The organism is Bacillus sp. 17RED48 (assembly GCF_019837545.1).
Taxonomy (GTDB): domain Bacteria; phylum Bacillota; class Bacilli; order Bacillales; family Bacillaceae_G; genus Bacillus_A; species Bacillus_A wiedmannii.
Genome location: NZ_JADAXG010000002.1, coordinates 781,840 through 808,585, shown reverse-complemented (window position 1 = coordinate 808,585; position 26,746 = coordinate 781,840). Strand labels below are relative to the sequence as shown.

At 36.8% G+C, this 26,746-nt stretch carries 35 protein-coding genes; 21 read left to right on the top strand and 14 right to left on the bottom strand.

Annotation, left to right across the window (positions count from 1 at the left end):
- Window positions 1-89 precede the first annotated feature (89 nt).
- Entirely contained in the window at window positions 90-257 is a 168-nt protein-coding gene (locus ILT06_RS10965) for a hypothetical protein (RefSeq protein WP_218012699.1), read from the bottom strand.
- Between the two features lie 53 nt (window positions 258-310).
- Here ILT06_RS10965 and ILT06_RS10960 point away from each other — a divergent pair, with 53 nt between their 5' ends.
- The 5 genes from ILT06_RS10960 (at window position 311) to ILT06_RS10940 (ending at window position 9,178) form a co-directional block, all read left to right on the top strand.
- On the top strand, window positions 311-904 hold the full coding sequence (locus tag ILT06_RS10960) for a TVP38/TMEM64 family protein (RefSeq protein ID WP_098586168.1): 594 nt from the start codon (window positions 311-313) through the stop codon (window positions 902-904).
- 56 nt (window positions 905-960) lie between these two features.
- On the top strand, window positions 961-1,524 hold the full coding sequence (lepB, locus tag ILT06_RS10955) for a signal peptidase I (RefSeq protein ID WP_097816569.1): 564 nt from the start codon (window positions 961-963) through the stop codon (window positions 1,522-1,524).
- Between the two features lie 116 nt (window positions 1,525-1,640).
- Entirely contained in the window at window positions 1,641-5,156 is a 3,516-nt protein-coding gene (addB, locus tag ILT06_RS10950; RefSeq protein WP_222655092.1) for a helicase-exonuclease AddAB subunit AddB, read from the top strand.
- Window positions 5,153-8,878, top strand: a complete 3,726-nt coding sequence (addA, locus tag ILT06_RS10945; RefSeq protein WP_222655091.1) for a helicase-exonuclease AddAB subunit AddA — start codon at window positions 5,153-5,155, stop codon at window positions 8,876-8,878. The genes addB and addA overlap by 4 nt, the downstream gene beginning before the upstream one ends.
- Before the next feature lie 12 nt (window positions 8,879-8,890).
- The gene (locus ILT06_RS10940; RefSeq protein ID WP_064476838.1) at window positions 8,891-9,178 is read left to right on the top strand and encodes an RNA polymerase alpha subunit C-terminal domain-containing protein; all 288 of its coding nucleotides are present in this window, start codon (window positions 8,891-8,893) and stop codon (window positions 9,176-9,178) included.
- 79 nt (window positions 9,179-9,257) lie between these two features.
- Here the strand turns inward: ILT06_RS10940 and gerPF are convergent, their stop codons facing one another.
- From gerPF to ILT06_RS10905, 7 genes are all read right to left on the bottom strand, one after another.
- On the bottom strand, window positions 9,258-9,473 hold the full coding sequence (gene gerPF, locus ILT06_RS10935) for a spore germination protein GerPF (protein WP_001141570.1): 216 nt from the start codon (window positions 9,471-9,473) through the stop codon (window positions 9,258-9,260).
- A 42-nt stretch (window positions 9,474-9,515) separates the two neighbouring features.
- Window positions 9,516-9,902 carry a spore germination protein GerPE gene (locus ILT06_RS10930; RefSeq protein WP_222655090.1) on the bottom strand — a complete coding sequence of 129 codons (387 nt, stop codon included), beginning with the start codon at window positions 9,900-9,902 and terminating at the stop codon, window positions 9,516-9,518.
- Between the two features lie 15 nt (window positions 9,903-9,917).
- Window positions 9,918-10,112, bottom strand: coding sequence for a spore germination protein GerPD (gerPD, locus tag ILT06_RS10925; protein WP_001102341.1), 195 nt, complete (start codon window positions 10,110-10,112; stop codon window positions 9,918-9,920).
- Window positions 10,113-10,118: 6 nt separating this feature from the next.
- Window positions 10,119-10,733: a spore germination protein GerPC gene (gerPC, locus tag ILT06_RS10920; RefSeq protein WP_064476837.1), complete on the bottom strand. Its 615-nt coding sequence runs from the start codon at window positions 10,731-10,733 to the stop codon at window positions 10,119-10,121.
- Between the two features lie 68 nt (window positions 10,734-10,801).
- Window positions 10,802-11,008, bottom strand: coding sequence for a spore germination protein GerPB (gene gerPB, locus ILT06_RS10915; RefSeq protein WP_048559586.1), 207 nt, complete (start codon window positions 11,006-11,008; stop codon window positions 10,802-10,804).
- A gap of 14 nt (window positions 11,009-11,022) precedes the next feature.
- Window positions 11,023-11,244 carry a spore germination protein GerPA gene (gene gerPA / locus ILT06_RS10910; RefSeq protein ID WP_001111187.1) on the bottom strand — a complete coding sequence of 74 codons (222 nt, stop codon included), beginning with the start codon at window positions 11,242-11,244 and terminating at the stop codon, window positions 11,023-11,025.
- A 93-nt stretch (window positions 11,245-11,337) separates the two neighbouring features.
- Window positions 11,338-11,517 carry an aspartyl-phosphate phosphatase Spo0E family protein gene (locus ILT06_RS10905; RefSeq protein WP_000462847.1) on the bottom strand — a complete coding sequence of 60 codons (180 nt, stop codon included), beginning with the start codon at window positions 11,515-11,517 and terminating at the stop codon, window positions 11,338-11,340.
- A 246-nt stretch (window positions 11,518-11,763) separates the two neighbouring features.
- On the opposite strand from ILT06_RS10905, the gene ILT06_RS10900 reads away from it, so the two are divergent.
- The gene (locus tag ILT06_RS10900) at window positions 11,764-12,663 is read left to right on the top strand and encodes a fumarylacetoacetate hydrolase family protein (protein WP_154131398.1); all 900 of its coding nucleotides are present in this window, start codon (window positions 11,764-11,766) and stop codon (window positions 12,661-12,663) included.
- A 34-nt stretch (window positions 12,664-12,697) separates the two neighbouring features.
- Here ILT06_RS10900 and ILT06_RS10895 read toward each other — a convergent pair whose 3' ends face one another.
- The gene (locus ILT06_RS10895; RefSeq protein ID WP_046956998.1) at window positions 12,698-12,982 is read right to left on the bottom strand and encodes a hypothetical protein; all 285 of its coding nucleotides are present in this window, start codon (window positions 12,980-12,982) and stop codon (window positions 12,698-12,700) included.
- 109 nt (window positions 12,983-13,091) lie between these two features.
- The gene (gene rocD / locus ILT06_RS10890) at window positions 13,092-14,282 is read right to left on the bottom strand and encodes an ornithine aminotransferase (protein WP_000616651.1); all 1,191 of its coding nucleotides are present in this window, start codon (window positions 14,280-14,282) and stop codon (window positions 13,092-13,094) included.
- Window positions 14,283-14,432: 150 nt separating this feature from the next.
- Between rocD and ILT06_RS10885 the strand changes: the two genes are divergently transcribed.
- Window positions 14,433-14,798 carry a YisL family protein gene (locus tag ILT06_RS10885; RefSeq protein WP_000233490.1) on the top strand — a complete coding sequence of 122 codons (366 nt, stop codon included), beginning with the start codon at window positions 14,433-14,435 and terminating at the stop codon, window positions 14,796-14,798.
- Window positions 14,799-14,856: 58 nt separating this feature from the next.
- On the opposite strand, the gene ILT06_RS10880 is transcribed toward ILT06_RS10885, so the two are convergent.
- Window positions 14,857-15,411 carry a DUF2777 domain-containing protein gene (locus ILT06_RS10880; protein ID WP_088047844.1) on the bottom strand — a complete coding sequence of 185 codons (555 nt, stop codon included), beginning with the start codon at window positions 15,409-15,411 and terminating at the stop codon, window positions 14,857-14,859.
- A 239-nt stretch (window positions 15,412-15,650) separates the two neighbouring features.
- On the opposite strand from ILT06_RS10880, the gene asnB reads away from it, so the two are divergent.
- Window positions 15,651-17,429: an asparagine synthase (glutamine-hydrolyzing) gene (asnB, locus tag ILT06_RS10875; protein WP_103655890.1), complete on the top strand. Its 1,779-nt coding sequence runs from the start codon at window positions 15,651-15,653 to the stop codon at window positions 17,427-17,429.
- A gap of 30 nt (window positions 17,430-17,459) precedes the next feature.
- Here the strand turns inward: asnB and ILT06_RS10870 are convergent, their stop codons facing one another.
- From ILT06_RS10870 to ILT06_RS10860, 3 genes are all read right to left on the bottom strand, one after another.
- On the bottom strand, window positions 17,460-18,863 hold the full coding sequence (locus tag ILT06_RS10870) for a recombinase family protein (protein ID WP_222655089.1): 1,404 nt from the start codon (window positions 18,861-18,863) through the stop codon (window positions 17,460-17,462).
- Between the two features lie 146 nt (window positions 18,864-19,009).
- Window positions 19,010-19,228 carry a helix-turn-helix domain-containing protein gene (locus tag ILT06_RS10865; RefSeq protein ID WP_222655088.1) on the bottom strand — a complete coding sequence of 73 codons (219 nt, stop codon included), beginning with the start codon at window positions 19,226-19,228 and terminating at the stop codon, window positions 19,010-19,012.
- Between the two features lie 15 nt (window positions 19,229-19,243).
- The gene (locus ILT06_RS10860) at window positions 19,244-19,939 is read right to left on the bottom strand and encodes a LexA family protein (protein WP_222655087.1); all 696 of its coding nucleotides are present in this window, start codon (window positions 19,937-19,939) and stop codon (window positions 19,244-19,246) included.
- 150 nt (window positions 19,940-20,089) lie between these two features.
- Here ILT06_RS10860 and ILT06_RS10855 point away from each other — a divergent pair, with 150 nt between their 5' ends.
- The 13 genes from ILT06_RS10855 to ILT06_RS10795 all read left to right on the top strand — a co-directional run bounded on the left by ILT06_RS10855 (window position 20,090) and on the right by ILT06_RS10795 (window position 26,713).
- The gene (locus ILT06_RS10855; protein ID WP_222655086.1) at window positions 20,090-20,362 is read left to right on the top strand and encodes a helix-turn-helix transcriptional regulator; all 273 of its coding nucleotides are present in this window, start codon (window positions 20,090-20,092) and stop codon (window positions 20,360-20,362) included.
- A gap of 65 nt (window positions 20,363-20,427) precedes the next feature.
- Window positions 20,428-20,592 (top strand): hypothetical protein, encoded by a 165-nt coding sequence (locus tag ILT06_RS10850; protein WP_179955920.1) that lies wholly within the window; start codon window positions 20,428-20,430, stop codon window positions 20,590-20,592.
- Between the two features lie 69 nt (window positions 20,593-20,661).
- Window positions 20,662-20,829, top strand: coding sequence for a hypothetical protein (locus ILT06_RS10845; RefSeq protein WP_222655085.1), 168 nt, complete (start codon window positions 20,662-20,664; stop codon window positions 20,827-20,829).
- Entirely contained in the window at window positions 20,830-20,988 is a 159-nt protein-coding gene (locus ILT06_RS10840) for a YqaI family protein (protein ID WP_222655084.1), read from the top strand. It abuts the gene before it with no gap.
- Between the two features lie 87 nt (window positions 20,989-21,075).
- Entirely contained in the window at window positions 21,076-21,231 is a 156-nt protein-coding gene (locus tag ILT06_RS10835; protein ID WP_222655083.1) for a DUF6906 family protein, read from the top strand.
- 15 nt (window positions 21,232-21,246) lie between these two features.
- Window positions 21,247-21,450, top strand: coding sequence for a hypothetical protein (locus ILT06_RS10830; protein WP_222655082.1), 204 nt, complete (start codon window positions 21,247-21,249; stop codon window positions 21,448-21,450).
- The gene (locus tag ILT06_RS10825; protein ID WP_222655081.1) at window positions 21,450-21,731 is read left to right on the top strand and encodes a hypothetical protein; all 282 of its coding nucleotides are present in this window, start codon (window positions 21,450-21,452) and stop codon (window positions 21,729-21,731) included. The genes ILT06_RS10830 and ILT06_RS10825 overlap by 1 nt, the downstream gene beginning before the upstream one ends.
- A complete protein-coding gene (locus ILT06_RS10820; protein ID WP_222655080.1) occupies window positions 21,709-22,257 on the top strand; it encodes a host-nuclease inhibitor Gam family protein in 549 nt (182 codons plus the stop codon). The genes ILT06_RS10825 and ILT06_RS10820 overlap by 23 nt, the downstream gene beginning before the upstream one ends.
- A gap of 5 nt (window positions 22,258-22,262) precedes the next feature.
- The gene (locus ILT06_RS10815) at window positions 22,263-22,859 is read left to right on the top strand and encodes a hypothetical protein (protein ID WP_222655079.1); all 597 of its coding nucleotides are present in this window, start codon (window positions 22,263-22,265) and stop codon (window positions 22,857-22,859) included.
- 16 nt (window positions 22,860-22,875) lie between these two features.
- A complete protein-coding gene (locus ILT06_RS10810; protein WP_222655078.1) occupies window positions 22,876-23,547 on the top strand; it encodes an AAA family ATPase in 672 nt (223 codons plus the stop codon).
- Window positions 23,548-23,573: 26 nt separating this feature from the next.
- On the top strand, window positions 23,574-24,032 hold the full coding sequence (locus ILT06_RS10805) for a DUF669 domain-containing protein (RefSeq protein WP_222655077.1): 459 nt from the start codon (window positions 23,574-23,576) through the stop codon (window positions 24,030-24,032).
- 108 nt (window positions 24,033-24,140) lie between these two features.
- The gene (locus ILT06_RS10800; protein WP_222655076.1) at window positions 24,141-24,353 is read left to right on the top strand and encodes a hypothetical protein; all 213 of its coding nucleotides are present in this window, start codon (window positions 24,141-24,143) and stop codon (window positions 24,351-24,353) included.
- A 17-nt stretch (window positions 24,354-24,370) separates the two neighbouring features.
- Window positions 24,371-26,713, top strand: a complete 2,343-nt coding sequence (locus ILT06_RS10795; RefSeq protein WP_222655075.1) for a phage/plasmid primase, P4 family — start codon at window positions 24,371-24,373, stop codon at window positions 26,711-26,713.
- The last annotated feature ends 33 nt before the right edge of the window (window positions 26,714-26,746 follow it).

Below are 26,746 nucleotides of genomic sequence, written 5' to 3'. Positions count from 1 at the left end.
AATCGAGTTGTGGTTGATATATTTGAAAAATCGCTGATAAAAAGTGAGTTACGGTCGATATATTCAGAAAATCGCCAATATAATTTCAGTTACCAAGGAATTTGCCACCAAAACAAAAGGACCACTTCCAAAATCGCGACACGTCCTGTCGAATATTGATAGATTATCATAGCATAATAATGAAGGAATTCTAATGAAAGATATGGAAACTTAATAATTACATCTCCATATGTCGTATCTACCATTTCCTCTTTCATATAAGCGATGATACAGTAGAGGTAGTACTTAGAGTAAAGGGGTAAAGTGTAGAATGGATTTTCAGACAATCAAAGAGTATTTTTCACCAGAAAATATGGATCATATTGTTGAAAGTTATAAAGCGTTCGGACCACTTCTTGGTATTGGTTTACCGATGATAGAAGCGTTGATTCCGGCATTGCCACTCATCGTATTTGTACTGGCGAATGCTGTTGCATTTGGATTTTGGCTCGGTTTTCTTTATTCCTGGCTTGGATCAGTAATGGGTGCCTTGCTTGTCTTTTTCATAATCCGCCATTTTGGCCGCAGCCGTTTCTTTTCTTTTGTAAATAAGCATGAGAGAGTACGAAAGGCAATGGGATGGATTGAAAGGAAAGGATTCGCACCAATTTTCGTCATCTTTTGTTTTCCGTTTACACCGTCTGCGCTTATAAATGTTGTCGCTGGTTTATCTCGCATTAGTGTAAAACAGTTTGGCCTTGCACTCGCGTTCGGAAAACTTGTGATGATTTTTATTTTAACGTATATCGGTCATGATTTAATGTCATTTATTCATAATCCGGTGAAATCAGTCATTGTAGTGATTGGTATTTTTATTTTATGGTATGTCGGCAAGAAAATCGAAGTAAAGTTAGAACTACAGTAAGAATAGTCTTCTTTGTAAAGGAAAGCTTCATTATTAAAGGATAAGGGGAGAAGCGGATGAAGAAAACTTTGAAAAAAGAAGGCATAGAGTGGATACGAACAATTTTAATTGGTGTATTATTAGCTGTATTTTTTCGAACGTTTTTCTTTTCAACGTACGTTGTAGAGGGGAAGTCAATGATGCCGACATTGCAAGATGGCAATATGCTCGTTGTAAATAAGGTGAGTTATCAAGTAGGGGACTTGAACAGGTTTGATGTTGTTGTGTTTCATGCGAATAAAAAAGAGGACTATGTAAAACGAATTATCGGTTTACCTGGGGATCAAATTGAATATAAGCATGATAAACTATATATAAACGGACAATTCTTGGATGAACCTTATTTAGAGACGTATAAGAAAGAGATAAATGGACGACAACTAACAGGTGATTTTAAACTAGAAGAGTTAACGAAAGAAAAGTCGGTACCACCTGGATATATTTTTGTAGTAGGCGATAACCGCCTCGGAAGCTGGGATAGTAGACACTTTGGATTTGTAAAAGCTGATACAGTTGTCGGTAAAGTTGATTTACGATATTGGCCAATTAAAGAGGTGCAAACGAATTTTTCAAAAGGTTGATATAATAGGTAGAAGTATAGTAAAAGACAAACTACTCCGTTTGTCTTTTTTCGTGTCCTATAATACAATTATAGTAGCAAACTAACGTTCGTTATGTAAGTGAAAGGTGGGGTTACATGTCACTTCGATTTGTGATTGGTAGAGCGGGAAGTGGAAAAAGTACACTTTGTTTACACGAAGTGCAAGAAGAGTTAAAGCAGCGCCCAAGAGGGGAAACAATATTATATCTTGTGCCAGAACAGATGACATTCCAAACGCAGCAGGCGTTAATTGGTAGTGAGGATGTTAGAGGTTCTATTCGGGCACAAGTTTTTAGTTTTTCACGGTTAGCATGGAAGGTACTGCAAGAAGTTGGCGGAGCGAGTCGTCTACACATTGATGAAGCGGGCGTACATATGCTACTTCGTAAAATTGTAGAGTCTCGTAAAGATGGATTATCAGTATTCCAAAAAGCAGCGGAGCAAAACGGTTTCTTTGAACATCTTGGTAGTATGATTGCGGAGTTTAAACGTTACAATGTGACGCCATCTAACGTATATGAAATGTGGCAACAATTAGATGCACATAGTAGCAGTGCCGAACAAAAGCTATTAGCGAATAAAGTGCATGATCTACAACTATTATATGATGATTTCGAACGTGCTTTAATCGGAAAATATTTAGATTCAGAAGACTACCTGCAATTGCTAGTCGAAAAGCTTCCACAGTCTGAATATGTAAAAGGGGCTGAAATTTATATAGATGGATTTCATTCATTTTCACCGCAAGAACTAGAAATTTTAAGACAGCTTATGATTTGCGGAGCGAGAGTTACGATCACGTTAACGATAGATGAAAAAACGTTAGCGCAGCCAGTAAATGAACTAGATTTATTCTATGAAACGACGTTAACGTATGAAAAAATAAAGCAAGTGGCGCGTGAAGAGAAGATAGAAATTGAAAAAACGATTCCACTTATGGAACAACCGCGTTTTCATTCGCAAGCATTAGCGCATTTAGAAACGCATTATGAAGCACGTCCAAATGAAAAGTTTCACGGAGAAGCAAGTGTAACGATTAGTACAGCAGCGAATTTACGGGCTGAAGTAGAAGGTGTTGCTCGTGAAATTCGTAGACTTGTGGCGGATGAAGACTATCGTTACCGAGATATTGCAGTTCTTCTTCGTAACGGGGAAAGTTATTACGATGTGATGCGAACGCTATTTACAGATTATAATATCCCGCATTTCATCGATGAAAAACGCCCGATGTCACATCATCCGCTAGTAGAATGCATTCGTTCTGCACTCGAGATTATTAGCGGAAATTGGCGTTATGATGCAGTGTTCCGCTGCGTGAAAACAGAGCTTTTATATCCACTAGACGTAAGAAAAGAAACGATGCGCGAAGAGATGGATGAGTTTGAAAACTACTGTTTAGCGTACGGTGTACAAGGGAAGAGATGGACTTCTGAGGATCCGTGGATGTATCGCCGCTATCGTTCTCTTGACGATACGGACGGGATGATTACAGACAGTGAACGGGAAATGGAAGAGAGAATAAATCGACTGCGCGATGTTGTAAGAACGCCTGTTATTCGTATGCAAAAAAGGCTGAAGCGTGCGGGAACAGTTATGCAAATGTGCGAAGCGGTTTACTTATTTTTAGAAGAGCTAGACGTTCCGAAAAAACTAGAAGCATTACGTATTCGCGCAGAAGAGAGCGGAGATTTCTTATTTGCGACAGATCATGAGCAAGTATGGGAAGAAGTAATGAGTCTTCTTGATACGTTCGTTGAGATGCTTGGCGAAGAGAAAATGTCACTTTCTATGTTCACAGATGTTATGTCGACAGGTCTTGAGGCGCTTCAATTCGCAAACATTCCGCCGTCATTAGACCAAGTGTTAATTGCTAATATTGATCGTTCAAGATTATCAAATGTGAAAGCAACATTTGTCATTGGCGTGAATGAAGGAGTTATTCCGGCAGCACCAATGGATGAAGGGATGCTTTCTGATGAGGAAAGAGATGTTCTTAGCGTTGCAGGTATCGAATTAGCACCAACGACGAGACAAACCTTATTAGAAGAACAGTTCGTTATGTATCAAATGGTAACGAGAGCAACTGAGAAATTATATATTTCATGCCCTCTTGCAGATGAAGAAGGGAAGACGTTACTTGCGTCTAGCTTTATTAAGAAAATAAAAAGAATGTTCCCTGATGTGAAAGATACATTTATTACAAATGACGTAAATGATTTATCACGTTCGGAACAAATTTCATACGTAGCAACGCCAGAAGTAACGTTGTCATATGTTATGCAGCAACTTCAAACGTGGAAGCGATATGGATTTGAAGGGAATTTAGATTTTTGGTGGGATGTATATAACTTCTACGTAACTTCAGATGAATGGAAACAAAAAAGTAGCCGCGTATTATCAAGTTTATTCTACCGAAATCGTGCGCAAAAGCTAAGTACAGTTGTAAGTAGAGATTTATACGGGGATAAAATAAAAGGAAGCGTATCTCGTATGGAACTATTTAACCGTTGCGCATATGCTCATTTCGCGCAGCACGGTTTATCCTTAAGAGAGCGTGATATTTTCAAACTGGATGCACCCGATATCGGGGAACTATTCCATGCAGCGCTGAAGAGAATTGCGGACAGGCTATTACGTGAAAACCGTACTTGGGCGGATTTATCAATAAAAGAGTGTGAGCATCTTTCTACTGTAGTAATAGAAGAGATTGCACCGTTATTACAAAGACAAATTTTATTAAGTTCAAATCGTCATTTCTATTTAAAACAAAAACTACAACAAATCATTTTCCGTACATCAATCATTCTTCGTGAACATGCGAAGTCAAGCGGTTTCGTACCAGTTGATTTAGAAGTGCCATTCGGTATGGGCGGTACAGGGTCGCTTCCGCCGATGGAGTTCTCATTACCAAATGGTGTGAAGATGGAAGTAGTTGGTCGTATTGACCGTGTTGATAAGGCGGAAGATGAAAACGGAACGTTCCTACGCATTATTGACTATAAATCAAGCTCAAAAGCGTTAGATTTAACGGAAGTGTATTACGGATTAGCACTTCAAATGTTAACGTATTTAGATGTTGTTACTTCAAATGCACATACGTGGATGAAAAAAGGCGGCACGGCATCACCGGCTGGTGTACTGTACTTCCATATTCATAACCCGATCGTTGAGATGAAAGGTGACGCATCTGAAGCAGAAATTGAGAAAGAAATTTTAAAGAAATTTAAAATGAAAGGGCTCGTACTAGGAGACGCTGATGTTGTTCGTTTAATGGATAACAAACTTTCAACAGGAAGTTCTGATATTATTTCTGCTGGTTTGAAAAAAGACGGTAGCTTTAGTGCGCGTTCAAGTATTGCAAGTGAACAAGAGTTTAACGTACTTCAAAAATACGTACACCATACGTTTGAAAATATCGGAAAAGACATTACAGAAGGCGTTATTGATATTGCTCCTTATAAGAAGGGGAATAAAGCGGCGTGTACGTTCTGTAACTTCAAATCTGTTTGTCAGTTCGATGAATCACTTGAAGATAACCAGTTCCGTACGCTAAAAGATATGAAAGATAGCGAAGCGATGGAGAAAATTAGAGAGGAGGTTGGCGGAGAATGATTGGAAATTGGCCTAAAAAACCAGAAGGTAGTCAGTGGACAGATGACCAGTGGAAAGCGGTTGTAGCGAACGGACGTGATATATTAGTCGCGGCAGCAGCTGGATCAGGGAAAACAGCAGTATTAGTTGAACGTATTATTAAAAAGATTATAAGTGAAGAAAACCCAGTCGATGTCGACCGCCTGCTCGTTGTAACATTTACGAATGCAGCGGCGCAAGAGATGAAAAACAGAATTGGGGAAGCGCTAGAAAAAGTATTAATTGATGAGCCAGGCTCGCAGCACGTAAGAAAGCAGCTTAGCTTATTAAATAAAGCTTCTATTTCGACAATCCATTCATTTTGTTTACAAGTAATTAGAGGATACTATTACATGCTTGATGTGGATCCTCGTTTCCGCATTGCGAATCAAACGGAAAATGAACTGTTAAAAGAAGAAGTATTAGATGACATATTAGAAGAAGAGTACGGAATTGAAGATAATGGTATTTTCTTTGAACTCGTTGATTGTTATACGAGTGACCGTAGTGATGATGACTTACAGCGTATGATTTTAGCGCTTCATACAGAATCAAGAGCGCATCCAAATCCGGAAAAATGGCTCGATAAATTAGTAGAAGCATACGACGTGGAAGGAAAGACAATTGAAGATTTAGTGTATGCTTCTTACTTATTAGAAGATGTGAAATTCCAGCTTGAAACAGCAGAGGCACATATTCGTAAAGCGACGGAACTTGCAATGCTTCCTGACGGTCCGGCGCCCCGCGTTGAAACCCTGCAAGCAGATGCAGTTTTACTTGGAACGTTATCATCATCAGCTTGTGAGTCATGGACAAGTGTATATGAAGCGATGCAAAATGTATCGTGGCAAACGTTAAAGCGCATTAAGAAAAGTGATTACAACGAGGATGTTGTAAAACAAGTAGACTCACTTCGTAATAAAGCGAAAGATGAAGTGAAGAAATTACAAGAAGAGTTATTTAGCCGTAGACCTGAAAGTTTCTTACGAGATTTTCAAGATATGCATCCTGTATTAGAAAAACTCGTACAGCTTGTAAAAGTATTTACAGAGCGTTTTCAAACGATGAAGCGAGATAAAGGAATGGTTGATTTCACAGATTTAGAGCATTTCTGTTTACAAATTTTAAGTGAACAAAATGAAAACGGTGAAATGAATCCATCAGCAGTAGCGCTTCAATATCGTAATAAATTTGCTGAAGTACTAGTTGATGAATATCAAGATACGAACTTTGTGCAGGAATCCATTATTAAATTTGTAACGAAAGATTCTGAGAGTGAAGGAAACTTATTCATGGTAGGTGACGTGAAGCAGTCGATTTATCGTTTCCGACTAGCAGAACCAGGCCTGTTCCTAGGGAAGTATAAACGCTTCACACAAGAAGGATTAGACGGTGGAATGAAGATAGACTTAGCGAAAAACTTCCGTAGTCGTCATGAAGTGTTAGCGGGTACGAACTTTATCTTCAAACAAATTATGGGCGAAGAAGTCGGAGAAATCGATTATGATGCTGATGCTGAATTAAAGCTAGGTGCTAGCTATCCAGAAGGTGAAGATGTAGCGGCTGAACTACTATGCATTCAGCAAACAGAAGAAGAAGTGCCAGAAGGTGAAGAAGGTGCAGAAGTAGAAAAAGCACAACTTGAAGCTCGTCTTATGGCGCAGCGTATTAAAGCGATGGTTGATTCAGGTTATGAAGTGTATGATCGTAAAACGGATAGTATGCGCCCTGTACAATACCGTGACTTCGTTATTTTACTTCGCTCTATGCCGTGGGCGCCGCAAATTATGGAAGAGTTAAAGCTGCAAGGAATTCCAGTATACGCTGATCTTGCGACTGGTTACTTTGAAGCGACAGAAGTAAATATTATGATGAACGTATTCCGCGTGATCGATAATCCGATGCAAGATATCCCGCTTGCCGCCGTACTTCGTTCACCAATCGTTGGACTAAATGATGAAGAACTTGCGACACTTCGTGCTCACGGAAAGAAAGGTTCGTTTTATGAAGTAATGAGCTCATTCTTAAAAGGGGCACCGCTTGAAGAGGAACAAGAATTACATGATAAATTACAGTGGTTTTATAACTTACTGCAAGGATGGCGTGAATTCGCGCGTCAACAGTCACTTTCTGATTTAATTTGGAAAGTGTACGGTGAGACAGGTTATTACGACTTTGTCGGCGGTTTACCAGCCGGAAAGCAAAGGCAAGCAAACTTACGTGTACTTTATGACCGTGCAAGACAATATGAAGCAACATCGTTTAGAGGATTATTCCGTTTCTTACGCTTTATTGAGCGTATTTTAGAACGCGGTGATGATATGGGAACAGCGAGAGCTTTAGGTGAACAAGAAGATGTGGTTCGTATTATGACGATTCATAAAAGTAAAGGACTTGAGTTCCCAGTCGTATTTGTAGCGGGACTAGGTCGTCGTTTTAATACACAAGATTTAATGAAACGTTTCTTACTGCATAAAGACTTCGGTTTCGGTTCACAATTTATCGATCCTCGTAAACGAATTAAATATACGACATTATCGCAACTAGCAATTAAGCGTAAAATGAAAATGGAATTAATCGCGGAAGAAATGCGCGTGTTATACGTAGCGTTAACGCGTGCGAAAGAGAAGTTAATTTTAATTGGAACGGTTAAAGATGCCAATAAAGAAATGGAAAAATGGCTCGATGCAAGGGAGCATAGTGAATGGTTATTACCAGACCATATACGTGCCGGAGCGTCTTGTTATTTAGACTGGATTGCACCTTCATTATATAGACATCGTGATAGTGAAATGCTTCTTGAATTAGGACAAGGAAGCATTCCGGGTGAAATTTATGGATATGACACGAGCTGGAAAGTAGAAGTTGTTGACGGCAAAACGTTACTTGCACCGGAACCGGTTCAAGAAGAGAAACAAGAATTGTTAGAAGCACTTCGTGAAAAAAAAGCTGTTCCGCTACAAAGTGAACGGAAAGAAGAAGTGTACGACAGATTGATGTGGAAGTACGGATATGAGGAAGCAACGTCTCACCGTGCGAAACAGTCTGTTACGGAAATAAAGAGAAATTATCAATCAGAAGAAGGTAGCGATAATGCCTTTATTAAAAAACTGCGTGCACCAATTAAAACACGCCCTCGTTTTATGGAGAAAAAAGGATTAACGTATGCTGAAAGAGGTACGGCAGTTCACGCTGTTATGCAGCATGTTGATTTGAAGAAGCCGATTACAGAAGAAGTGATTCGAGAGCAAATTGCCGGAATGGTAAATAAGGAATTATTAACATTCGAACAAGCTGAAGAAATAGCAATTGAAAAAGTCATTTCATTCTTTGACAGTGACCTAGGTAAAAGGGTATTAGCGGCGAAAAGTGTTGAGCGTGAAGTACCATTTACGATGATGCTTGCAGCAGAAGAGGCGTATCAAGATTGGCAAGGTAAGAATGACGAAACAATACTTGTCCAAGGGGTTATCGACTGCATGATTGAAGAGGAAGACGGTATCACTTTAATTGATTTTAAAACGGATACGATTGAAGGAAGGTTCCCAGGTGGATTCGATCAAGCAAAACCAATTTTAGAAGATCGATACAAAGTGCAGCTTTCGTTATATGCAAAGGCACTTGAAAAAAGCTTGCAACATCCCGTGAAAGAGAAATGCTTATACTTCTTTGATGGCAATCATGTTGTGAAAATTGAAGAATAGAGGGACTTGAAAATGGCAACGGAAAAAACGTTAAGAACGTGTGAAAAAGGACATGAATACTATAAAAGTAGCGATTGTCCAACTTGCCCAGCTTGTGAGAAAGAAAAGAAACCAACAACAGGGTTTCTTTCACTTCTTTCATCACCAGCACGAAATGCGTTGCAACATCATGGCATTCACACGATAGAAGAACTCTCAAAGTATAGTGAAAAAGAAATTTTAAAACTACATGGTATGGGACCAGCATCTTTGCCGAAGCTTAGAAAGGCTTTGGAGGAGAGTGGATTATCATTTAAATAAAATGAAACAGTAAACAGTGTTTTTTTGATAATCTTGAATGAGATAAAAGAAAAAAGTAGGAGAATATCTCCTACTTTTTTTATGCTGTTCCGATCTGATCTTGATCGGCCACATCAGAATCAAACGTATTTGTTGCACTAACACCGCTAAAAGTGTTCACGACAAATCCAACATTGGAAGCTCCGGATCCATTATAAGCTTTCGTATTTTCTTTTGGAGACACGTTATAAAAATCCCCTAAATTGAACGAACCATTACTGTTTTGAACGACGAGATTTCCAACAACAGAAGGCATACTATCCACCCACTTTACTAAGCTTTTTAATTACTATATGAATTATTGTGCGGAAGGTTCATCCGTAATATATTGGCGAATTTGCATAATACGAGAGTTATTGAAAGCATAATCAACATTTCCAATTTGAAAGCAACCAGAATTTAAAAGTGTTCGCAATTCAACATTGTTTACTTCAATAAAAGGGCATTCATTTACAATGTTTAATTTTACATCTGTCGTTCGTTTTGGGATTGTAATGTGTTCATCCGTAAAGATTTCAAATGCGTCTAAGCGGCCTTCGTCTTTTATATAACAAGGAATTTCCCTGTGGACGGCAAGAGCTCTACTTTTTAATTCCATTTGATTTGCATCTCCAACTTGAAACACAGCAGTAATCCCCAAAGAAATAATAGAAACATTTTGGACAACAGACACATGATGTAACATAATTTCTCAGTCTCCTTAACCTGGAGTAGGAGGGACATCTGTGACTAATGGTACAAATGGACCCTCTGTAACAGTTTCAAATGGTGTATCAAGAATAGAAGATAGTATGAGGAAATTTGCATCCCCAATTAAAAAGAGTGCGGATGACGATACACCGTTCATTTTAATCTGTCCGACTTTTAACTCGCGATTTACAACGTTAACATTCATACATACTTACTCCTTTCGGAAATTACCCGGTATGTGTTGAATAAAAGATAGAAAGGCTTTGTCGATATCATGTTTCATTGCTTGGAGAATGATATCGCGTAAATAATCTGGATTTGTTGAAGAATCTTCGTATGATTGTGCTTGTGATAAATAATAAGGAAGCCTATGCTCCATCTGTTTTTTTATGTCATCAACCATCATTTGTCGATACATTTCATCGAGCGGCGTTCTCTCTTCTTGTTCAAAATGGAGAATTCGATTATATGCTTCTTCATCTAAGTAACGATGCATTTCTTGAAGGATACCTTGGTAAAAATCTGGGTTTGTATCTGTTTCAGGATTTACTTTTAACGTTTCTGTATCCACTTGAAAATCTTCAATTTGCTGTCCTTTTGCTGAAAACGGATTTAAACCAATATTTAAAGTGCCATTTAAATTTTCTACTTTTAATTGATCGAATTTGTATTCCACTTTTCCTACAGAAGAGGAGGGGCGATTTTTTAATTCGGTAAGCTCTTCTTGTAATAGGCGCACTTGATCTTCTAGATGAAGGATGGTTGATTGCTGTGCTTGAAGAGCTTGTTGAAGTTGGTGTAAGTAAGTATATATATCTTGATTCATTTTGTGAAACCTCCTTTTCAGTAGGGAGGGTAAAAATATTCCTGCTATATATTTATGACAAGGATGTCTTAAGAAGAACTAGTTGATGGTTTGATAGAAATAATTTGTCCTTTCGCCTGCAATGGGCGAAGGGGCTCTGTAAATCCACCACTATTTGAGAATTTAGATAGAGCTTTAATACTTCCTGCAGTACCAATTTGGAATACAGAAGAGGTTGTAATGCTATCAATTTTAATGCTATTAATGATGATGCTTTGGTTTACATAAAGATTCAATGCAATCGCCTCCTCTAAGTTGAACCAATTATCGCTTGATCAATTACATCTGAATCATTGACAGTCGTTGCGCTTTGATAATTGTAGACAGAAACGTTATCTCCAACATTAAAAGAGCCGGCCCCGGCGAAAGCGCGTGAATAACTAATAGGCCTAATCGCAAATACATCTCCAATATGAAAAATACCACTTGATCCAATATTGACGATACGAATATGTCCGACCATAGCTGGCATACAAAACACCTTTCGTTTTTAAAATTTTCTTTTTTACTATTGTATGGGCGTTTTCAATAAAATGTGTTTTTTTTTATAAAAGAAACACACACGTTATTGCGTGTGTGTATTGAGTGTTTGATTAGGGTGAAAATCCGTATGTACATGCCAAATTACATTTAAGAGCCTGTCCAGTTCTTGGCTACAATCCACTGTTTTTTGAGAAGTCATTCCGTAGCGTTCAGCAAAGTAAATCATTTTTTCACGTTTTTTTTCAATCGCTTGCTCAAACATTGAAATCGGCTCCATCTCTAAATGAAATTTTTAGTATATATGTAGTACATATTATACAAAAAACCCATAAAAAAGAAATACCTTCGCTAAAAAAAGTAAAATTTCTACATTTTATGCCAAATATAAAGGAGTAACGAATAGGATATGAGAAGAATATTGTAAAAATTAGCGTGCATGAGAAGGTTTTTTTCTTACGGATGCGAATACAATTAAAGGGTATGAGTTTTAGGATGGAGAGTGGAAATATTGCGTTTGGTAACGGCGAAAAAAGATGAAAAGGTATTTGTCGGTATTGTGGATGAAGAGGAAGAAAAGGTATTGCATGTAAGAGAAGCGCAAAGACAAAAAGGGGAAAAGGTTACGATTCCGATTACAATGTTAGAGTGTATTGAAAGAGGAACCGAATGCTTTGAAAAAATATGTGATATTGTAAATTGGGCGAAGGAAAATGAAGGGGCGGCGTATTATCCGTTAACTGAGGTGAAAATATTAGCGCCAATTCCAAGGCCAAGGAAGAATATTCTTTGCGTTGGAAAAAATTATCGTGAGCATGCGATAGAGATGGGCGGAGTAGAATCAATTCCAGAAAATATAATGATCTTTACGAAAGCGCCGACGACAGTTATTGGAATGGATGAAAAAATTAATAGTCATCCCCACGCAACGAATGAACTAGACTATGAAGGAGAACTAGCTATCATCATTGGTAAGCGAGGGAAACAAATAAAAAAAGAAAAAGCGCTTGAGCATGTTTTTGGTTATACCATTATAAATGATATAACTGCTCGCGACATTCAAAGGAAGCATAAACAATTTTTCCTTGGAAAAAGTTTCGATACATTTTGTCCGATGGGACCGTACCTAATTCATAAATCAATGGTTGAAACGCCAAATGCGTTACACATTGAGACGGTAGTAAATGGGGAAATAAGGCAAACTTCAAATACAAATAAAATGATTTTTTCAATAGAAGAAATCATTTCAACGATAAGTAAAGGAATGACGTTAGAGCCAGGCGATATTATCGCAACAGGAACGCCGGCTGGTGTCGGAAAAGGTTTCACACCACCGAAGTTTTTGCATGCTGGTGATGAAGTGGTCATTACAGTAGAAGGAATTGGTACTTTGCGAAATGTAGTGAAATGAAAAAAGAGCTATCTTGTGAAAAGATAGCTCTTTTCTATGGTCTTGGGTGATAGAGGTAATCGATAACCGAAAAAGTGTAAAGACCAACGAATGCAAGTGTACAAATACCAAATAGTATAACCGTAAGTGCGCTTTTTTCTCGTCCAAAACCAATGATAGTAAGGGTAACAGCAGTCCAAAATGATGCTTTCAGTAGTGTGAATGTAGTAGAAGTTGAGTAGTGACTAAGCAATGTTACGGAAAGGAGGAAGCCAAAGAATGTAACTAAAATAAAAGATGTAGCTAAATAGTTAATATGTTTACCATATCGTAATAACATATCGTACCTGCTTTCTAAAATAAAATACAGAAAATTGCAATTTTATTTTAGTATAAATCAATATAAAAAGAAAGAGGTTGTCCCAACATGTAGGACAACCTCTCTATTATTACGATAATACCGCTTTAATTTTTTGGAACGCCCACTCTAAATCTTCTTCAGAGATTACTAGAGGTGGTGCGATACGAATTACATTTTCGTGTGTTTCTTTACATAATAGACCAGCTGCTTTTAGTTGTTCACAGTAAGGACGAGCTGGCTCGTTTAATTCGATACCGATGAATAAGCCTTTACCACGAATGTCAGTAATCATTGGGTTATCAATTTCTTTTAATTGCCCAACTAATTTTTCGCCTAATTGAAGAGAACGCTCTGTTAATTTTTCTTCTTCTAACACTTCAAGAGCTGCGATAGAAACAGCACATGCAAGTGGGTTACCACCGAATGTAGAACCGTGAGAACCTGGCTCGAATACGCCTAAAATGTCGCGGTTTGCTGCTACGCAAGAGATTGGGAATACGCCGCCGCCAAGTGCTTTACCAAGTATGTACATGTCAGGAGTTACATTGTCCCAGTCACAAGCAAATACTTTACCAGTACGGCCTAAACCTGTTTGGATTTCATCTGCTACAAATAAAACGTTTTCTTTTTTACATACTTCAAGAGCTTCTTTTAAGAAACCAGCTGGTGGGATGTTAATTCCTGCTTCACCTTGGATTGGCTCTAAAATGAATGCAGCTGTATTTGGTGTAATTGCAGCTTTTAACGCTTCTAAATCACCGTAAGGAATTACGATAATGCCAGGAAGCATTGGACCGAATCCACGCTTGTACTCTTCGTTTGAAGACATAGAAACAGCACCCATCGTACGGCCGTGGAAGTTATCTTCACAAACGATGATTTCAGCACGGTTTGCTTCTACTTTCTTCACGTCATAAGCCCAGCGGCGTGCTGTTTTAATTGCAGTTTCAACAGCTTCTGCACCTGTATTCATTGGAAGTACCATTTCTTTATTAGTTAGTTTCGCAACTTTTTCGTACCAAGGACCTAATTGATCGCTATGGAAAGCACGAGAAGTTAACGTAACACGATTAGCTTGGTCAATTAAAGCGTTAATAATTTTTGGGTGACGATGACCTTGGTTTACTGCAGAATATGCACTTAATAAGTCCATATAGCGGTTTCCTTCAGGATCTTCTACCCAAACACCTTCTGCTTTAGAAATAACGATTGGAAGTGGGTGATAGTTATTTGCCCCGTATGTGTCTGTAAGTTCGATAATATCCTTAGTTTGAATCATGATTGTTCCCCCTTTTGTTATTACAAGAAGTTTGTAAATACTCTAAATATTATAGCATTTAAATGTAAAAAAGCGAAACATTTCCTGAAAATAAATGAACATGTTATCATATAGAGTGAAAAAGTGTGAAAAGAGGAGGTAGGGGATACGATGGTACATATGCATATTACAGCATGGGCGTTAGGTTTAATTTTATTCTTCGTTGCGTATTCACTTTATTCAGCAGGAAGAAAAGGTAAAGGTGTACATATGGGGCTTCGTCTTATGTACATTATCATTATTGTGACAGGTTTCATGTTGTACATGGGTATTATGAAGACTGCAACAAGTAACATGCACATGTGGTATGGTTTAAAAATGATAGCTGGTATTTTAGTTATCGGTGGAATGGAAATGGTTCTTGTGAAAATGAGCAAGAACAAAGCAACAGGGGCAGTTTGGGGATTATTTATTGTTGCACTAGTAGCAGTATTTTACCTTGGACTGAAATTACCGATTGGTTGGCAAGTATTCTAATAAAAAATAAAACCACCTTATAATCTCAAATGTTTGGGAGATAAGGTGGTTTTTTATTTTAGGTCGCATCGATATGCAACTCTTCTCCGTTTACTTTCGTAAAACGAAACATGTTTTTATTTGACGTAGCGTGACGAACGAAATGGTGCTGCAGCGCACAAATCATCTCTTCGTTATCGAACAAAAGAATATTTACTCCTTCGCAAGCTTCCTCTTTCGGTAAGAAAGATAAATAATTATGACAATACATGCAATCATATAAAGAGTAGTGAAGCGATTGCAATGATTCGGTTAATAACGTAAAGACAGAGTCAGGTAATTCCTCGAGCCATTCCGTATAGCTAAGAAGTAATCTTTTTCGAATTCGTATCATTTCTCCGTTTTGCAAATGATGCTGTTCATTGGCGATTTGTAATACATCTTGTTCATAGAAACGAGCTGGTAGCCAGTTGTTGTTATATAAAATCTCAAAGCCATCTTCGGCAATATCTTCTAATAAAAATGCTTCATCATTTTCATCATCAAAGAACACCCATTCATTGTTTATATATTCTACATTACCGACTGTATGAGCGCGAGGCTGGTTATATAAAATATGGTTACGTTTTATCATACATGATTTCTCCTTTATGAAAAGTAGTTATTTCTGTTATAGACAGTTCGTGCATTCTTTATAACTAGACACACCTAGACATAGGTGGGCATACAATAAAACACGTTTTACTGAGTGAAAATGCTATTCCGTATGTGGATGGTAGGTTGTTGTCAAGTTTTTCATTTTTTGATCCGCACCTCTAAGGGTGGGGATTACTGCTCGTTTAGGAAAAGAAATAAGATGGAAGGATGATTCGTATGTGCGGAATTACAGGATGGGTGGATTATAAACGCTCATTAGAAGGAGAACGGGACGTCGTTACGAAGATGGCTGAGACGTTAGCGAAACGTGGCCCAGATGATAATAAAGTTTGGATTAAAGGCAATGTCGCATTTGGGCATAAACGGTTAATCGTTGTTGATCCTGAGGGTGGTAAACAACCGATGACTTGTTTAAAAGATGAGACGAATTATGCAATTTGCTATAACGGTGAATTGTATAATACAGAAGATATTCGAAAGGAATTATTAAGAAGAGGATATACGTTCAAAGGTCATTCTGATACGGAGGTGCTATTAGCGTCGTATATTGAATGGAAAGAAGAATGTGTCGATCATTTAAACGGTATATATGCGTTTGCTGTATGGGATGAACAGAAAGAACAAGTATTTATTGCGCGAGATCGATTAGGTGTAAAACCGCTATTTTATAAATATGATAGTGGACGATTACTATTCGGTTCAGAGTTAAAAGCGATACTAGCGCATCCAGATGTGAAGGCGGAAGTAACGTTAGAAGGGTTATCTGAAATATTCGGTCTTGGGCCGTCTAGAACACCTGGTCATGGCATTTATGCTGGTATAAAAGAATTACGCCCAGGTCATGCGATGACATTTTCAAAGAACGGTTTATGTATATGGAGATATTGGAATGTAGAAAGCAAAAAACATGAAGACTCCTTTGAAGAAACAGTAGAGAAAACACGCTTTTTATTACAAGATGCGATTACAAGGCAGCTCGTTTCTGATGTACCACTATGTACTTTTCTATCAGGCGGTGTAGATTCGAGTGCAATTACAGCAATTGCTGCGAAAGAATACGCAAGGTCAGGAAAAGGGCAATTACACACATACTCTGTTGATTATGAAGATAATGACAAATACTTTAAAGCGAATGCGTTTCAGCCGAATTCAGATGCGCCATTTATTCATTTGATGACTGAGACGTTTCAAACAAACCATCATCGCTGCGTCATTTCAAATGAACAATTAGCACAGTATTTAACAGAAGCGGTACTCGTTCGTGATTTGCCTGGTATGGCAGATATCGATTCCTCATTATTATGGTTTTGCCGCGAAATTAAACAAGATTTTGTCGTCGGTTTATCTGGGGAATGTGCAGACGAAATATTTGGTGGTTATCCGTGGTTTTATAGAGAAGATGATTTACAATCGAGTGCATTTCCGTGGATGCGCTCTACAGAAGCGCGTGAACAACTGCTAAAGAAAGAATGGAGAAATAAATTAAACTTACAACAATATGTACAGCAGCGTTATGAAGAATCTATTCAAGAAGTTCCTGTTTTAGAGGGAGAAAGCCCAATTGAAGCAAAGAGACGACAATTATTTTACTTGAACATGGTATGGTTTATGACAACATTATTAGACAGAAAAGACCGTATGAGTATGGGGGCAAGCTTAGAAGTACGTGTTCCGTTTGCAGACCACCGACTTGTCGAATATGCATGGAATATTCCTTGGGAAATGAAAATGTATAAAAACCGCGAAAAAGGTCTATTGCGTAAAGCATTAGAAGGGTTACTTCCAAATGACATCTTATATAGAAAGAAGAGCCCATATCCGAAAACGCATAATCCGCACTATACGAAAGCGGTAACAGTATGGCTACAAGATTTATTAACGGATAAAGGATCAATTTTACACGAACTATTTGATAAAGAACAGCTGCGCGGATTAATTGAGTCAGGTGGTAGTGCATTTCAATCCCCTTGGTTCGGTCAATTAAACACAACCTAACTACATCAAATGAATACAGTTAGGCTGCGATTATTTTATTTTGAAATCTGTAACCTTTATTACTGGTGCAATTGGATTTTTACCTACACGAGCAGGTTTTATTACATCGACTGTAATAGAAGATATAATTGCATTTACTGCTGCTTTCTTGGATTCGTTGTTTAGATTGAACCATTCATCTTTCAACTGATTTAAAAGTTCTTTTATTTCGAATGAAGATGCTGTATCAGTTATATTAGCCAGTTGTTTTTGGATTATGTTCTCTTCTTGAGTCAGTGTTAACATGTCTTTTTTATATTCGTTCTTAGGAATATCTCCTTCTATGAACAGATATTTTAAACGTGCTTTCTTATCCTGAATTCTATTATATTGTTCTTGTAAATTACTTAACTCTATTGGTTTCTCTTCAGTATTATCAAGATCAACGATTGCTTCTTCTAAGAGATTTAGAAATTCCTTTTCAATTACATCCTCTGGAACTTGAGGCATATCACATGTTCCTTTATGATGTCTGGAGCTACATCGATAGCTCATTACAATTCTATTATGGCTTCTTACTTGTTTATTTCCTAAAAAGTGTTTTCCACACCTTGAACATCTTAAAACATTAGAGAATACAAAGAAATTATGCAATCTAACTTTTCCTATCTTTCTACTATCTTGTATTTGTTGAACCGTATACCATGTATCTTTATCAATAAAACTTTCGAAATCCTTTTGGGCAATATCAGTTAAAATATCTTCTCCCCAGCGAATTTTCCCTATATAAATTGGATTATTTATAATATAGCGCACTGCATCATAATTAAATATTTTCCCTTGCTTTGTTTTTACACCACGACTGTTTAAAGACTTTACAATACTTATTACGCCTTTTGTTTTAAACATCTCGAATATATATTTAACAATTTCAGCTTCAGTATGATTAATGTACAAGTTCCCTTTTTTTAAATCGTATCCCATAGGTGCCTTAGCTCCATTTCTAAGACCTAATTCAGCCTTTTTTTGCATGGAGTCTCGCACACGTTCTGCTGTGGTTTCTCGTTCCCATTGTGCAAGTGTCGCAACTAATGTAATGAACATTCTTCCAGTAGCGGTCGTTGTATCAAATATTTCTGTACTACTTTTAAATTTAACATTATATTCATCCATTGTTTTTAAAATAGAATGTAGATCTGACACAGAACGAGTGAAGCGATCTAATCTGTAAACAAGAATAATATCAAATTGTTTTTTCTTCATATCTTTTATCATTTGTTGAAAAGCTGGTCGTTCTGTATTTTTTGCGCTATATCCCTCGTCACAGTAATCATTCACTACTACCCAACCTTGCGATTTAGCGTATTGTTCGAGACGAAGTCTTTGCATATCTAATGAAATACCTTCTTCAACTTGCATGTCAGTGGATACACGTCTATAAATGACACATTTCATTAGTGAAACTCCTTTCTTAATTAATTTATATTTTATGTATGTTTTTTATTTATTAGACGAATACTATGTGAAAATACAGGCTGTAGTAGGGTGGATTATGAGTTGCAGTCAAACAAGTAGTTGACTCGGGCTTGCAGTGAGATAACTCACTGTTTTTGTGACTGAATGAATTCATATAGATCTTCCATATTTACATTAAGTTGAGAAGCGATATTTTTAGCGGTTTGATAAGACATGACCCTATCGTTATTTGCATAAGAATGTATTTGTTGTTTAGCCATGCCGAGTTTCAGTGCTAGGTCTACTTGAGTTAATCTCTTCTCTTTTAATATTTCATTCAGTCGACATTTGCCGACTACATACACCTTTACACCGCCTAATTATTGAATGATTGGGCTCACGCTATATAAAAACTTACCTATTATTTTTATATCTTCACAGTTAGCTCGTGAGAATTGTTGATCTTTAAAATTCGCATCATGTGAACAAGGTTCTAAAACCATTAAGTCTGTAAATTTGTATACCTTTTTTAAAGTTGCATAATGTCCATTTACAATTACAGCTGCTATTTCACCATTTTCCACATCAGGTTGTTTCTTCAATACTGCGTAATGGCCATTAGGAACAATTTTATTCATCGATTCACCGTGTACAACTAGTCCAAACATTTCATCTATGTTGCCTATTTGATATGGAGGGGTAATCTTATCGACTATATCTTGGACAGCTTCTATAGGTGTACCGGCCGCTATTTTACCGATTACCGGTATTTCACGTTTTTTGATTAGCCCTTTATTTGTTTCAGATGCTTCTTTACTAACAAATTGTAGTTCTCCGTTCACGACTTCAAGTTTAACGTTTCTATAAGTTGTATCAATATCAGATTTTGTTACACCGAATACGGCTGCCATTTTCTCTAAAACACCTGAACTTGGTTTAGCCCTGTAATTCATATAATCACTTAGTGTACTTCTCGCAATTCCAATTTGATTAGCTAATTCAGATTGAGTCATATCTTTTTCTTTTAAAAACTTTTTTATGTTTCTAACTATAGTTTGCTTTTGTAAATCATTCATAACGTCACCTCCAATTTTGACTACGTTATTTAATATATCATATTACGAATTATTCGTAAAGTGTACGTTTTGTATGGTTTTTTCGTACTTTTGTATTGAAATTACATAAAATTAGTAATACAATGAATCTCGAAGGAAGGGGGTTGCAAGATGGATTATTTCAAAAGAACATTGAATGAACTTAGAGAAAGTGCAGGGTTCAATCAAGCAGAACTTGCGGATATATTAGAAGTATCCCCAAAAACGTTATGGTTATATGAACAAGATTCAACTAACATGCCAGATGAATTAATCAAAAAGTACATGTACTTATTTGATATTCCTTACGAGGATATATTTTTTGGATCTAAGTACGAAAAATTCGTACAGGTAAAAAAACGTGTTAAGGAAAGAGCGAGCGTTTTAAAAAATATCGTTTCATGAAATTTCGTTATAAATGGATAGTCCTACTGTCCCACATACATATAAATGCATTGAGGTGATAGAGGATGAGTAAGGAACAAATTATTCGTGATGAATATGGGTATGTGGTGAAAGTAATCCTTACAAAAGAACAGTGGAAGAAATTTTTAACACCGTTGATACCAGCTGCACGGGAGCTAATCATACAAAGGAAAGTAGAACAACGAAATAAGGGAAATGAAAGTAAATAATTTTTTTAATGTATTTGCGAAATTTGACGATTAATGTTTGTTCTACAAATCAAAGGAGAGTGAACTAAAGTGAACGGAGTATTATCCGCAAGCAAATTAATGAAGGCATCTCAAGTACGTCAACAGTGTGCTGAGATGAGAAATAACCCAGCATTGTTGCTTATTACTGAATTAGAAGCAAAGCAAAGAATGTATGCAATGAACCGTAAGGTTTCATCTCGAAGGGAGGTGAGTTAATTGAAGGAAGTCACTGATCATCCAATTGAAGATTTTTATGGTGATGAAATTTTAAGTGGTGAAACATATTTCGTATTCGGTGAACATATTGTGCTCGAAGAAAATTTAAAATCGTATTTAATTCAACATCACAATATTAATTGCTTTCAAGCGCAATAAAAAACCACCTGCGCCAACAGGTGATTTAGAAAAGAAAATTCACAGTCATTATAGCATGAATCGATTTTGTGTAAAGGAGGGACAAGCATGAAGAACGGTAAGAAGCCAAATAAACGTGAAAAGATTCATATTCAATCATTCAATTTAGCTCCAGAACATTGGTTGATTTTCAAGAAAGTAAATGAGGAATTGCACCTGGTACATCGTTTTACTGGTGCAACTCGTATAATTCCAAACTTATAGATTAGGAGAATCTGCATGGATAAACAGTTAGGAACTAAAACTACATATCTAGTAAGTGTAGGTAATTTATTTGTTAGTCATCCAAAACCATTGGTAGTAACAAGGTTAGCAAAAAATGCAATGGAATTTGAATATGGAAAATCAAAACAAGTAGCCAATGATGTCGGTGGAGAAGTTATCCGCAAAACAGTGGAGTATGACAGGGTGGTGGAACTTTAATGGATATTAAAGCGATTGAAGAATATGTACATGCAGTGAACAAAGCTTATGATAACGGAGTTTTGAATATCTTTGAAAATGAAGTACAAGTAACTGATGAATTGTTTGAAGAACTTCTGAACGAAAAAGGAGATTTGGAAGTAGTAACACGTGAGTGTTCTCAATATCCCTTTAGAGCTAACTTTAAGAAAAACGGAATAACCTATTATTCTATCCACACTGAGGAACAAATAAAAAATATCTTTGGAGGTAATATCGATGAACTCATTACAAGCAATTGAATTAGCGGAAGTTGATGAATTACAAGATGCGGAACAACAATTCGAAATTCATGATTTAGAAAGCCTTAATTGGGCATTTCGTAAATTGACTGCACTTAAAGCGCAAGAAAAGGAAGTTACAACACTAGCAAATGTTGAGCGTGACCGTATTGTGCAATGGGAGCAAAGTGAATTAAAGCCCATCCACAATAGTATTTCATTCTTTGAAACTCATATCCAACGTTATCATGCGGAACAACTTGCAGCGGATCCAAAGCAGAAAATGATTAGTACGCCTTATGGTAAATCAAAAACTCGTACGAGTAGTGAAGCGCCGGAGCAACAGGATAAAGAACAATTACTTCAATACGCTATTGAAAATCATCTTGATGATTGCTTAAAAACAGAAGTTAAATGGGGCGATTTGAAGAAGAAATTCAAGATTGAAGAAATTAGCGGTGAAAAAGTAATTGTGGATGAGGACGGACAAATTGTCCCAGGGGTGACGGTTAAACCTGAGTCTATTTCTTATAGTGTGGAGGTTTAATCAAAATGGCTAAAGTAAAAGTTGAATTAGATATAGATTGGTTAGAGGAAGGTGAAAATCTTGATGATTTAATCAAGAGTCAAGTTATCAGTGGTTTACAGGATAGATTGATTGAAAAAGCAGAGCAAAAGGTTTTAGCGAAAATCGAACGTGAAGTTGAGGAAAAAGCAAATGACGTTGTAGATAATTTTGTTCATGGAGCCTTAGAAAAGAAAATCGATGAATTAAAAATACCACATAAGAAAAGCGGTTGGGGATCGGAAGTGGAATTAATACCGATTAGCGAGTTTATTGGTATGAGGTATGAACGGTACCTAACTGAAAAAACACTTGATGAAAATGGCCGTGAGGCTAAGTACTCAGGTGATAGAAAGTTATCCATAAGCGAGTATTTCATTCAAAACTATCTTGCTAAGGAGCTTACTTCTAAAGTTAGCACGATGATTCAAAATGCAAGAAAAGATGCAGAGGAAACAATAGTCAATGCGCTTGAAAACAATCTAAAAGAACAATTATCTGTTGATATTATTCAAAGGCTTAATATCCCACAAATGCTAGAGAGCCTACAAAATAAAGCTACAGAATTAGATGTTAAAGAATAAGGAAGAAGGTTTATAAATGGAAATCACAAACGGTGCTCAAATTACGAAAAGTAAAAAAGCAAAAATCATTGCCTATTCAAAGCCAGGTAACGGAAAAACAACGGTTGCTGGATTATTACCAGGTAAAACATTGGTGTTTGATATCGATGGGACAAGCCAAGTGTTATCGGGTTATGAAAATGTAGATGTAGCTAATATTGATGGTGAAAATCCACATGATAGCATTTTACAATTCTTTGCACTTGCTAAAGCAAACATTGGTAAGTATGACAACATCTTTATCGATAACTTAACGCATTACCAAAAGTTATGGTTACTTAAAAAAGGTGAAAAGACAAAAAGTGGTATGCCGGAATTAAAGGACTACGCTTTACTAGATAACCATCTTTTAAAGTTAGTAGAAACATTTAATTCACTAGATGCAAATGTTATTTTCACAGCTTGGGAGACAACAAGAAATATTACTCATGATGATGGTCAGCAATATACACAATTCATTCCTGATATTCGGGATAAAATCGTTAATCATATTATGGGAATTGTTCATGTTGTTGGACGATTGGTTAAAAAAGCTGATGGTACACGAGGGTTCATCTTAGAAGGTGACCAAAGTGTTTATGCCAAGAATCATTTAGATGCGCGTCAAGGTTGCGTACAAGAAGAATTAATAATGGTATCTACAAACTAAAATATAAAAAACAGGGAGAGATTATAATGTCATTTTTCAAAATGGATGAAGTAGAAGAAGTAAAAGGATTTTCTTTAATTGAAGTAGGTAATTATGAAGTTGTTGTATTAAATGCTGTAGAGGGTTTAACGCAAAACAATAAAGCTAAATTAACAGTTGACTTTGAAATTCGTTCAGATGTTCCACAAGGTCATCAAGGTCAAAAAGTTCAATATACAACATTTACCTTTGAACATCCAGTAGCTAGAGGGATTGCTAAATCATTCTTACTAGCTTGTGGTATGCCTGAAAGTTATAGTCCGCAAGGACCAGCGCAAATGGCGAAAGATGTTTTTAATAAACACTTAAATGTTTATATAACACACGATAAAAAAGATGATGGACGCGTATTCCCAAAAGTATCAAGTTATAGCGCGTCAAAGGTTAACCCACCAATGCAAACAAGTACGCCGATTACTATTGGCGATGATGATTTACCCTTTTAATCCGTGGGCAATAGTGAATGGATACGATTAATTAGAACTAAATAGAGAGGTTGGTTTTGCCGACTTCTCTTTTTTATACCCTAAATCAGCGAAATAAGGAGAATTGAAATGAAAACAGTAAATATTACTTACTTTAAAAAGAGTGGGAAATACTATACGCATGAAACTATTAAAGTTTCTGAGGAATTAAATGGGTACGAAGTTCTAGTTGATGAAATACCTAAACACCATCGTATTAAAGAAATGTCAATGTTAGTACAAGATAGTGGAGACGGTAAAGAACCATATATTGTACCTCATTTATATAAACCTATTGAATAGTAACTTTGGAGGGCGAAATGAAAAAGAATCCATACAATTTTAATGAAATTCCTGCCGAATTAAAGGCCCTACCTCAGTGGATCTTGTGGAAGTTCGAAACGCGAAATGGTAAACAGACAAAAGTTCCATGTCAGGTAACTGGTGAAATGGCCCAAGCAAATAATAGGCGCACCTGGTCAACGTTTGCAACAGCGGTCAAGTTCTACTTAGAAGGTGACTATGACGGAATAGGCTTCGTGTTTAGTAGGCAGGACAGTTACATCGGAATAGATATTGATAAGTGTGTTGTGGACGGAAAAACAAATGCTTTTGCAACGGAAATTATCGATACATTAGATAGCTATACAGAATTTTCGCCGTCGGGAAATGGGATTCACATCATTATCAGGGGTGGTCTTCCACAATCTGTTTTAGGGACTGGGCGAAAAAATACAAAGCATGGTTTGGAAATTTACTCATACGGCCGTTTCTTTACCTTTACTGGAAATCGTGAGAATTCCAATGATGTATATGAGCGAACGGGTGAACTAGCTGAAGTATTCGAAAAGTATTTTGATGATAGTGACATTCAAGGGCGTGTAAATTTAGCAGAGTTTGAAAAAGATGAAATTAAAATTTCAAATGATGCTTTATGGGAAAGAATGTTTAGAAGTAAAAATGGTGACGAGATTCGTTCATTATACAACGGTAACTTAATAAATGATGATCATTCAGCAACTGACCTTGCTTTATGTAATCACCTAGCTTTCTGGACAGGCAAGTCAGCAACCCGAATGGATACGATGTTCCGTGAGACTAGCTTAATCCGTGACAAATGGGACGTCATCCATTTTAGCGATACGAATGAAACGTACGGCGAAAGAACGATAGGAACAGCCATTTCATCTACTTCCACAACTATTTTAGATAATAAACAGCAATTCGAAGAATTTTCCTTTGATTTCATAAATGAAGATGCGGTTGAAGTTGTGGAGGACAAGCCGAAAAAGAAATTCCGTTTAACGGAATTAGGAAACGCTGAACGTATCGCATATGAATATGGCCATGTAATCAAATATGTTAGCGATATTGGTTGGTACATATGGGACGGTAAACGATGGAAGTTGGACACGAAAAAAGAGATTGAAAGAATTACAGCAAAAGTACTTAGAAGTCTTTATAAATCAGAAGATGAATTAGAAACAAAATGGGCTCGAATGTGCGAACGAAGAAATATTCGTATGAATAGCATCAAGGATCTTATGCCTTTAGTGCCAGGAGAACGTGAGGAATTTGATAAGTATAAATATTTATTCAATGTTGAGAACGGAATTGTTGATTTAAAAACAGGAAAGCTGCAGCAACATGATCGTGAGCTTGGCTTAACTAAAATTACTAATGTTTCATTTGATGAAAATGCAAAATGTCCAACATGGTTGGCATTCTTAGATCAAATATTCTTAGGCGATAAAGACCTTGTGGAGTATATGCAGAGACTCATTGGATATAGCCTAACAGGTGATATTTCAGAGCAAATCATGATGTTCTTAGTTGGTGGTGGTTCGAATGGTAAATCAACATTTATTAATACCATCAAAGATTTAATTGGTGAATATGGTAAACAAGCTAAGTCTGATACATTCATCAAGAAAAAGGATACAGGAGCAAATAATGATATAGCTCGACTTGTTGGGGCGCGGTTTGTAAGTGCTATTGAAAGTGAAGAAGGAGAAAAACTTTCTGAGTCATTTGTAAAACAAATTACAGGTGGAGAGCCAGTATTAGCACGATTCTTGAGACAAGAATATTTTGAGTTTATTCCAGAGTTTAAAGTGTTCTTCACTACTAATCATAAGCCTGTAATCGGCGGTCTCGATGAAGGTATTTGGAGACGTGTTAAATTAATTCCTTTTAACTTGAATCTACCATCTCATAAACGAGATAAAAGGTTACCTGAAAAGTTATCACTAGAAATGCCAGGTATTTTGAATTGGGTGATTGAGGGTTGCATGAAGTGGCAGCAAGGGAGATTGAAAGAGCCGAAGGTCGTAGCAGAGGCAACTGGGAAATACAAAGACGATATGGATATCTTAGCGCCATTCCTAGATGAAGTTTGTTATGTAGATGATCGTGAAAATGAATCAATCACGATTGAAGCTAAAGAACTATACAACGTTTATGAAAGATGGTGCTTTAATTCTGGTGAAAGAGCTTTAGGGAATAGGTCATTTTATCGCATGTTAGAAACAAAAGGATTTGGAAAAGCGAAGGGAAATGGCAATAAGACGTTTCTTACAGGAATTACCTTAAATGAACGTAAACCAGTTACTAAAGGAGTTACTGAAAGTGAAGAAAACAGCAAATTTAAGGTCACTCAGTAACTATTTTGTTAGTTTAATAACTTTCAGTAACTT

Excerpts from the sequence above, each read along its gene's own strand:
- gerPF (WP_001141570.1), bottom strand. The coding sequence starts at position 9,473 with ATGCCTTCTGTTGTTGGAAATCTCGTCGTTCAAAACAGTAATGGTTCG.
- asnB (WP_103655890.1), top strand. The coding sequence starts at position 15,651 with ATGTGCGGAATTACAGGATGGGTGGATTATAAACGCTCATTAGAAGGA.
- ILT06_RS10930 (WP_222655090.1), bottom strand. The coding sequence starts at position 9,902 with ATGTTACATCATGTGTCTGTTGTCCAAAATGTTTCTATTATTTCTTTG.
- ILT06_RS10860 (WP_222655087.1), bottom strand. The coding sequence starts at position 19,939 with ATGAATGATTTACAAAAGCAAACTATAGTTAGAAACATAAAAAAGTTT.
- ILT06_RS10805 (WP_222655077.1), top strand. The coding sequence starts at position 23,574 with ATGTCATTTTTCAAAATGGATGAAGTAGAAGAAGTAAAAGGATTTTCT.
- lepB (WP_097816569.1), top strand. The coding sequence starts at position 961 with ATGAAGAAAACTTTGAAAAAAGAAGGCATAGAGTGGATACGAACAATT.
- ILT06_RS10880 (WP_088047844.1), bottom strand. The coding sequence starts at position 15,411 with ATGATAAAACGTAACCATATTTTATATAACCAGCCTCGCGCTCATACA.
- ILT06_RS10825 (WP_222655081.1), top strand. The coding sequence starts at position 21,450 with ATGGATATTAAAGCGATTGAAGAATATGTACATGCAGTGAACAAAGCT.
- ILT06_RS10810 (WP_222655078.1), top strand. The coding sequence starts at position 22,876 with ATGGAAATCACAAACGGTGCTCAAATTACGAAAAGTAAAAAAGCAAAA.
- ILT06_RS10820 (WP_222655080.1), top strand. The coding sequence starts at position 21,709 with ATGAACTCATTACAAGCAATTGAATTAGCGGAAGTTGATGAATTACAA.
- ILT06_RS10940 (WP_064476838.1), top strand. The coding sequence starts at position 8,891 with ATGGCAACGGAAAAAACGTTAAGAACGTGTGAAAAAGGACATGAATAC.
- gerPA (WP_001111187.1), bottom strand. The coding sequence starts at position 11,244 with ATGCCAGCTATGGTCGGACATATTCGTATCGTCAATATTGGATCAAGT.
- ILT06_RS10850 (WP_179955920.1), top strand. The coding sequence starts at position 20,428 with ATGAGTAAGGAACAAATTATTCGTGATGAATATGGGTATGTGGTGAAA.
- ILT06_RS10830 (WP_222655082.1), top strand. The coding sequence starts at position 21,247 with ATGGATAAACAGTTAGGAACTAAAACTACATATCTAGTAAGTGTAGGT.
- addA (WP_222655091.1), top strand. The coding sequence starts at position 5,153 with ATGATTGGAAATTGGCCTAAAAAACCAGAAGGTAGTCAGTGGACAGAT.
- ILT06_RS10815 (WP_222655079.1), top strand. The coding sequence starts at position 22,263 with ATGGCTAAAGTAAAAGTTGAATTAGATATAGATTGGTTAGAGGAAGGT.
- addB (WP_222655092.1), top strand. The coding sequence starts at position 1,641 with ATGTCACTTCGATTTGTGATTGGTAGAGCGGGAAGTGGAAAAAGTACA.
- ILT06_RS10960 (WP_098586168.1), top strand. The coding sequence starts at position 311 with ATGGATTTTCAGACAATCAAAGAGTATTTTTCACCAGAAAATATGGAT.
- ILT06_RS10800 (WP_222655076.1), top strand. The coding sequence starts at position 24,141 with ATGAAAACAGTAAATATTACTTACTTTAAAAAGAGTGGGAAATACTAT.
- ILT06_RS10795 (WP_222655075.1), top strand. The coding sequence starts at position 24,371 with ATGAAAAAGAATCCATACAATTTTAATGAAATTCCTGCCGAATTAAAG.
- ILT06_RS10870 (WP_222655089.1), bottom strand. The coding sequence starts at position 18,863 with ATGAAATGTGTCATTTATAGACGTGTATCCACTGACATGCAAGTTGAA.
- ILT06_RS10895 (WP_046956998.1), bottom strand. The coding sequence starts at position 12,982 with ATGTTATTACGATATGGTAAACATATTAACTATTTAGCTACATCTTTT.
- ILT06_RS10855 (WP_222655086.1), top strand. The coding sequence starts at position 20,090 with ATGGATTATTTCAAAAGAACATTGAATGAACTTAGAGAAAGTGCAGGG.
- rocD (WP_000616651.1), bottom strand. The coding sequence starts at position 14,282 with ATGATTCAAACTAAGGATATTATCGAACTTACAGACACATACGGGGCA.
- ILT06_RS10885 (WP_000233490.1), top strand. The coding sequence starts at position 14,433 with ATGGTACATATGCATATTACAGCATGGGCGTTAGGTTTAATTTTATTC.
- ILT06_RS10965 (WP_218012699.1), bottom strand. The coding sequence starts at position 257 with ATGAAAGAGGAAATGGTAGATACGACATATGGAGATGTAATTATTAAG.
- gerPC (WP_064476837.1), bottom strand. The coding sequence starts at position 10,733 with ATGAATCAAGATATATATACTTACTTACACCAACTTCAACAAGCTCTT.
- ILT06_RS10905 (WP_000462847.1), bottom strand. The coding sequence starts at position 11,517 with ATGTTTGAGCAAGCGATTGAAAAAAAACGTGAAAAAATGATTTACTTT.
- ILT06_RS10835 (WP_222655083.1), top strand. The coding sequence starts at position 21,076 with ATGAAGAACGGTAAGAAGCCAAATAAACGTGAAAAGATTCATATTCAA.
- gerPD (WP_001102341.1), bottom strand. The coding sequence starts at position 10,112 with ATGAATGTTAACGTTGTAAATCGCGAGTTAAAAGTCGGACAGATTAAA.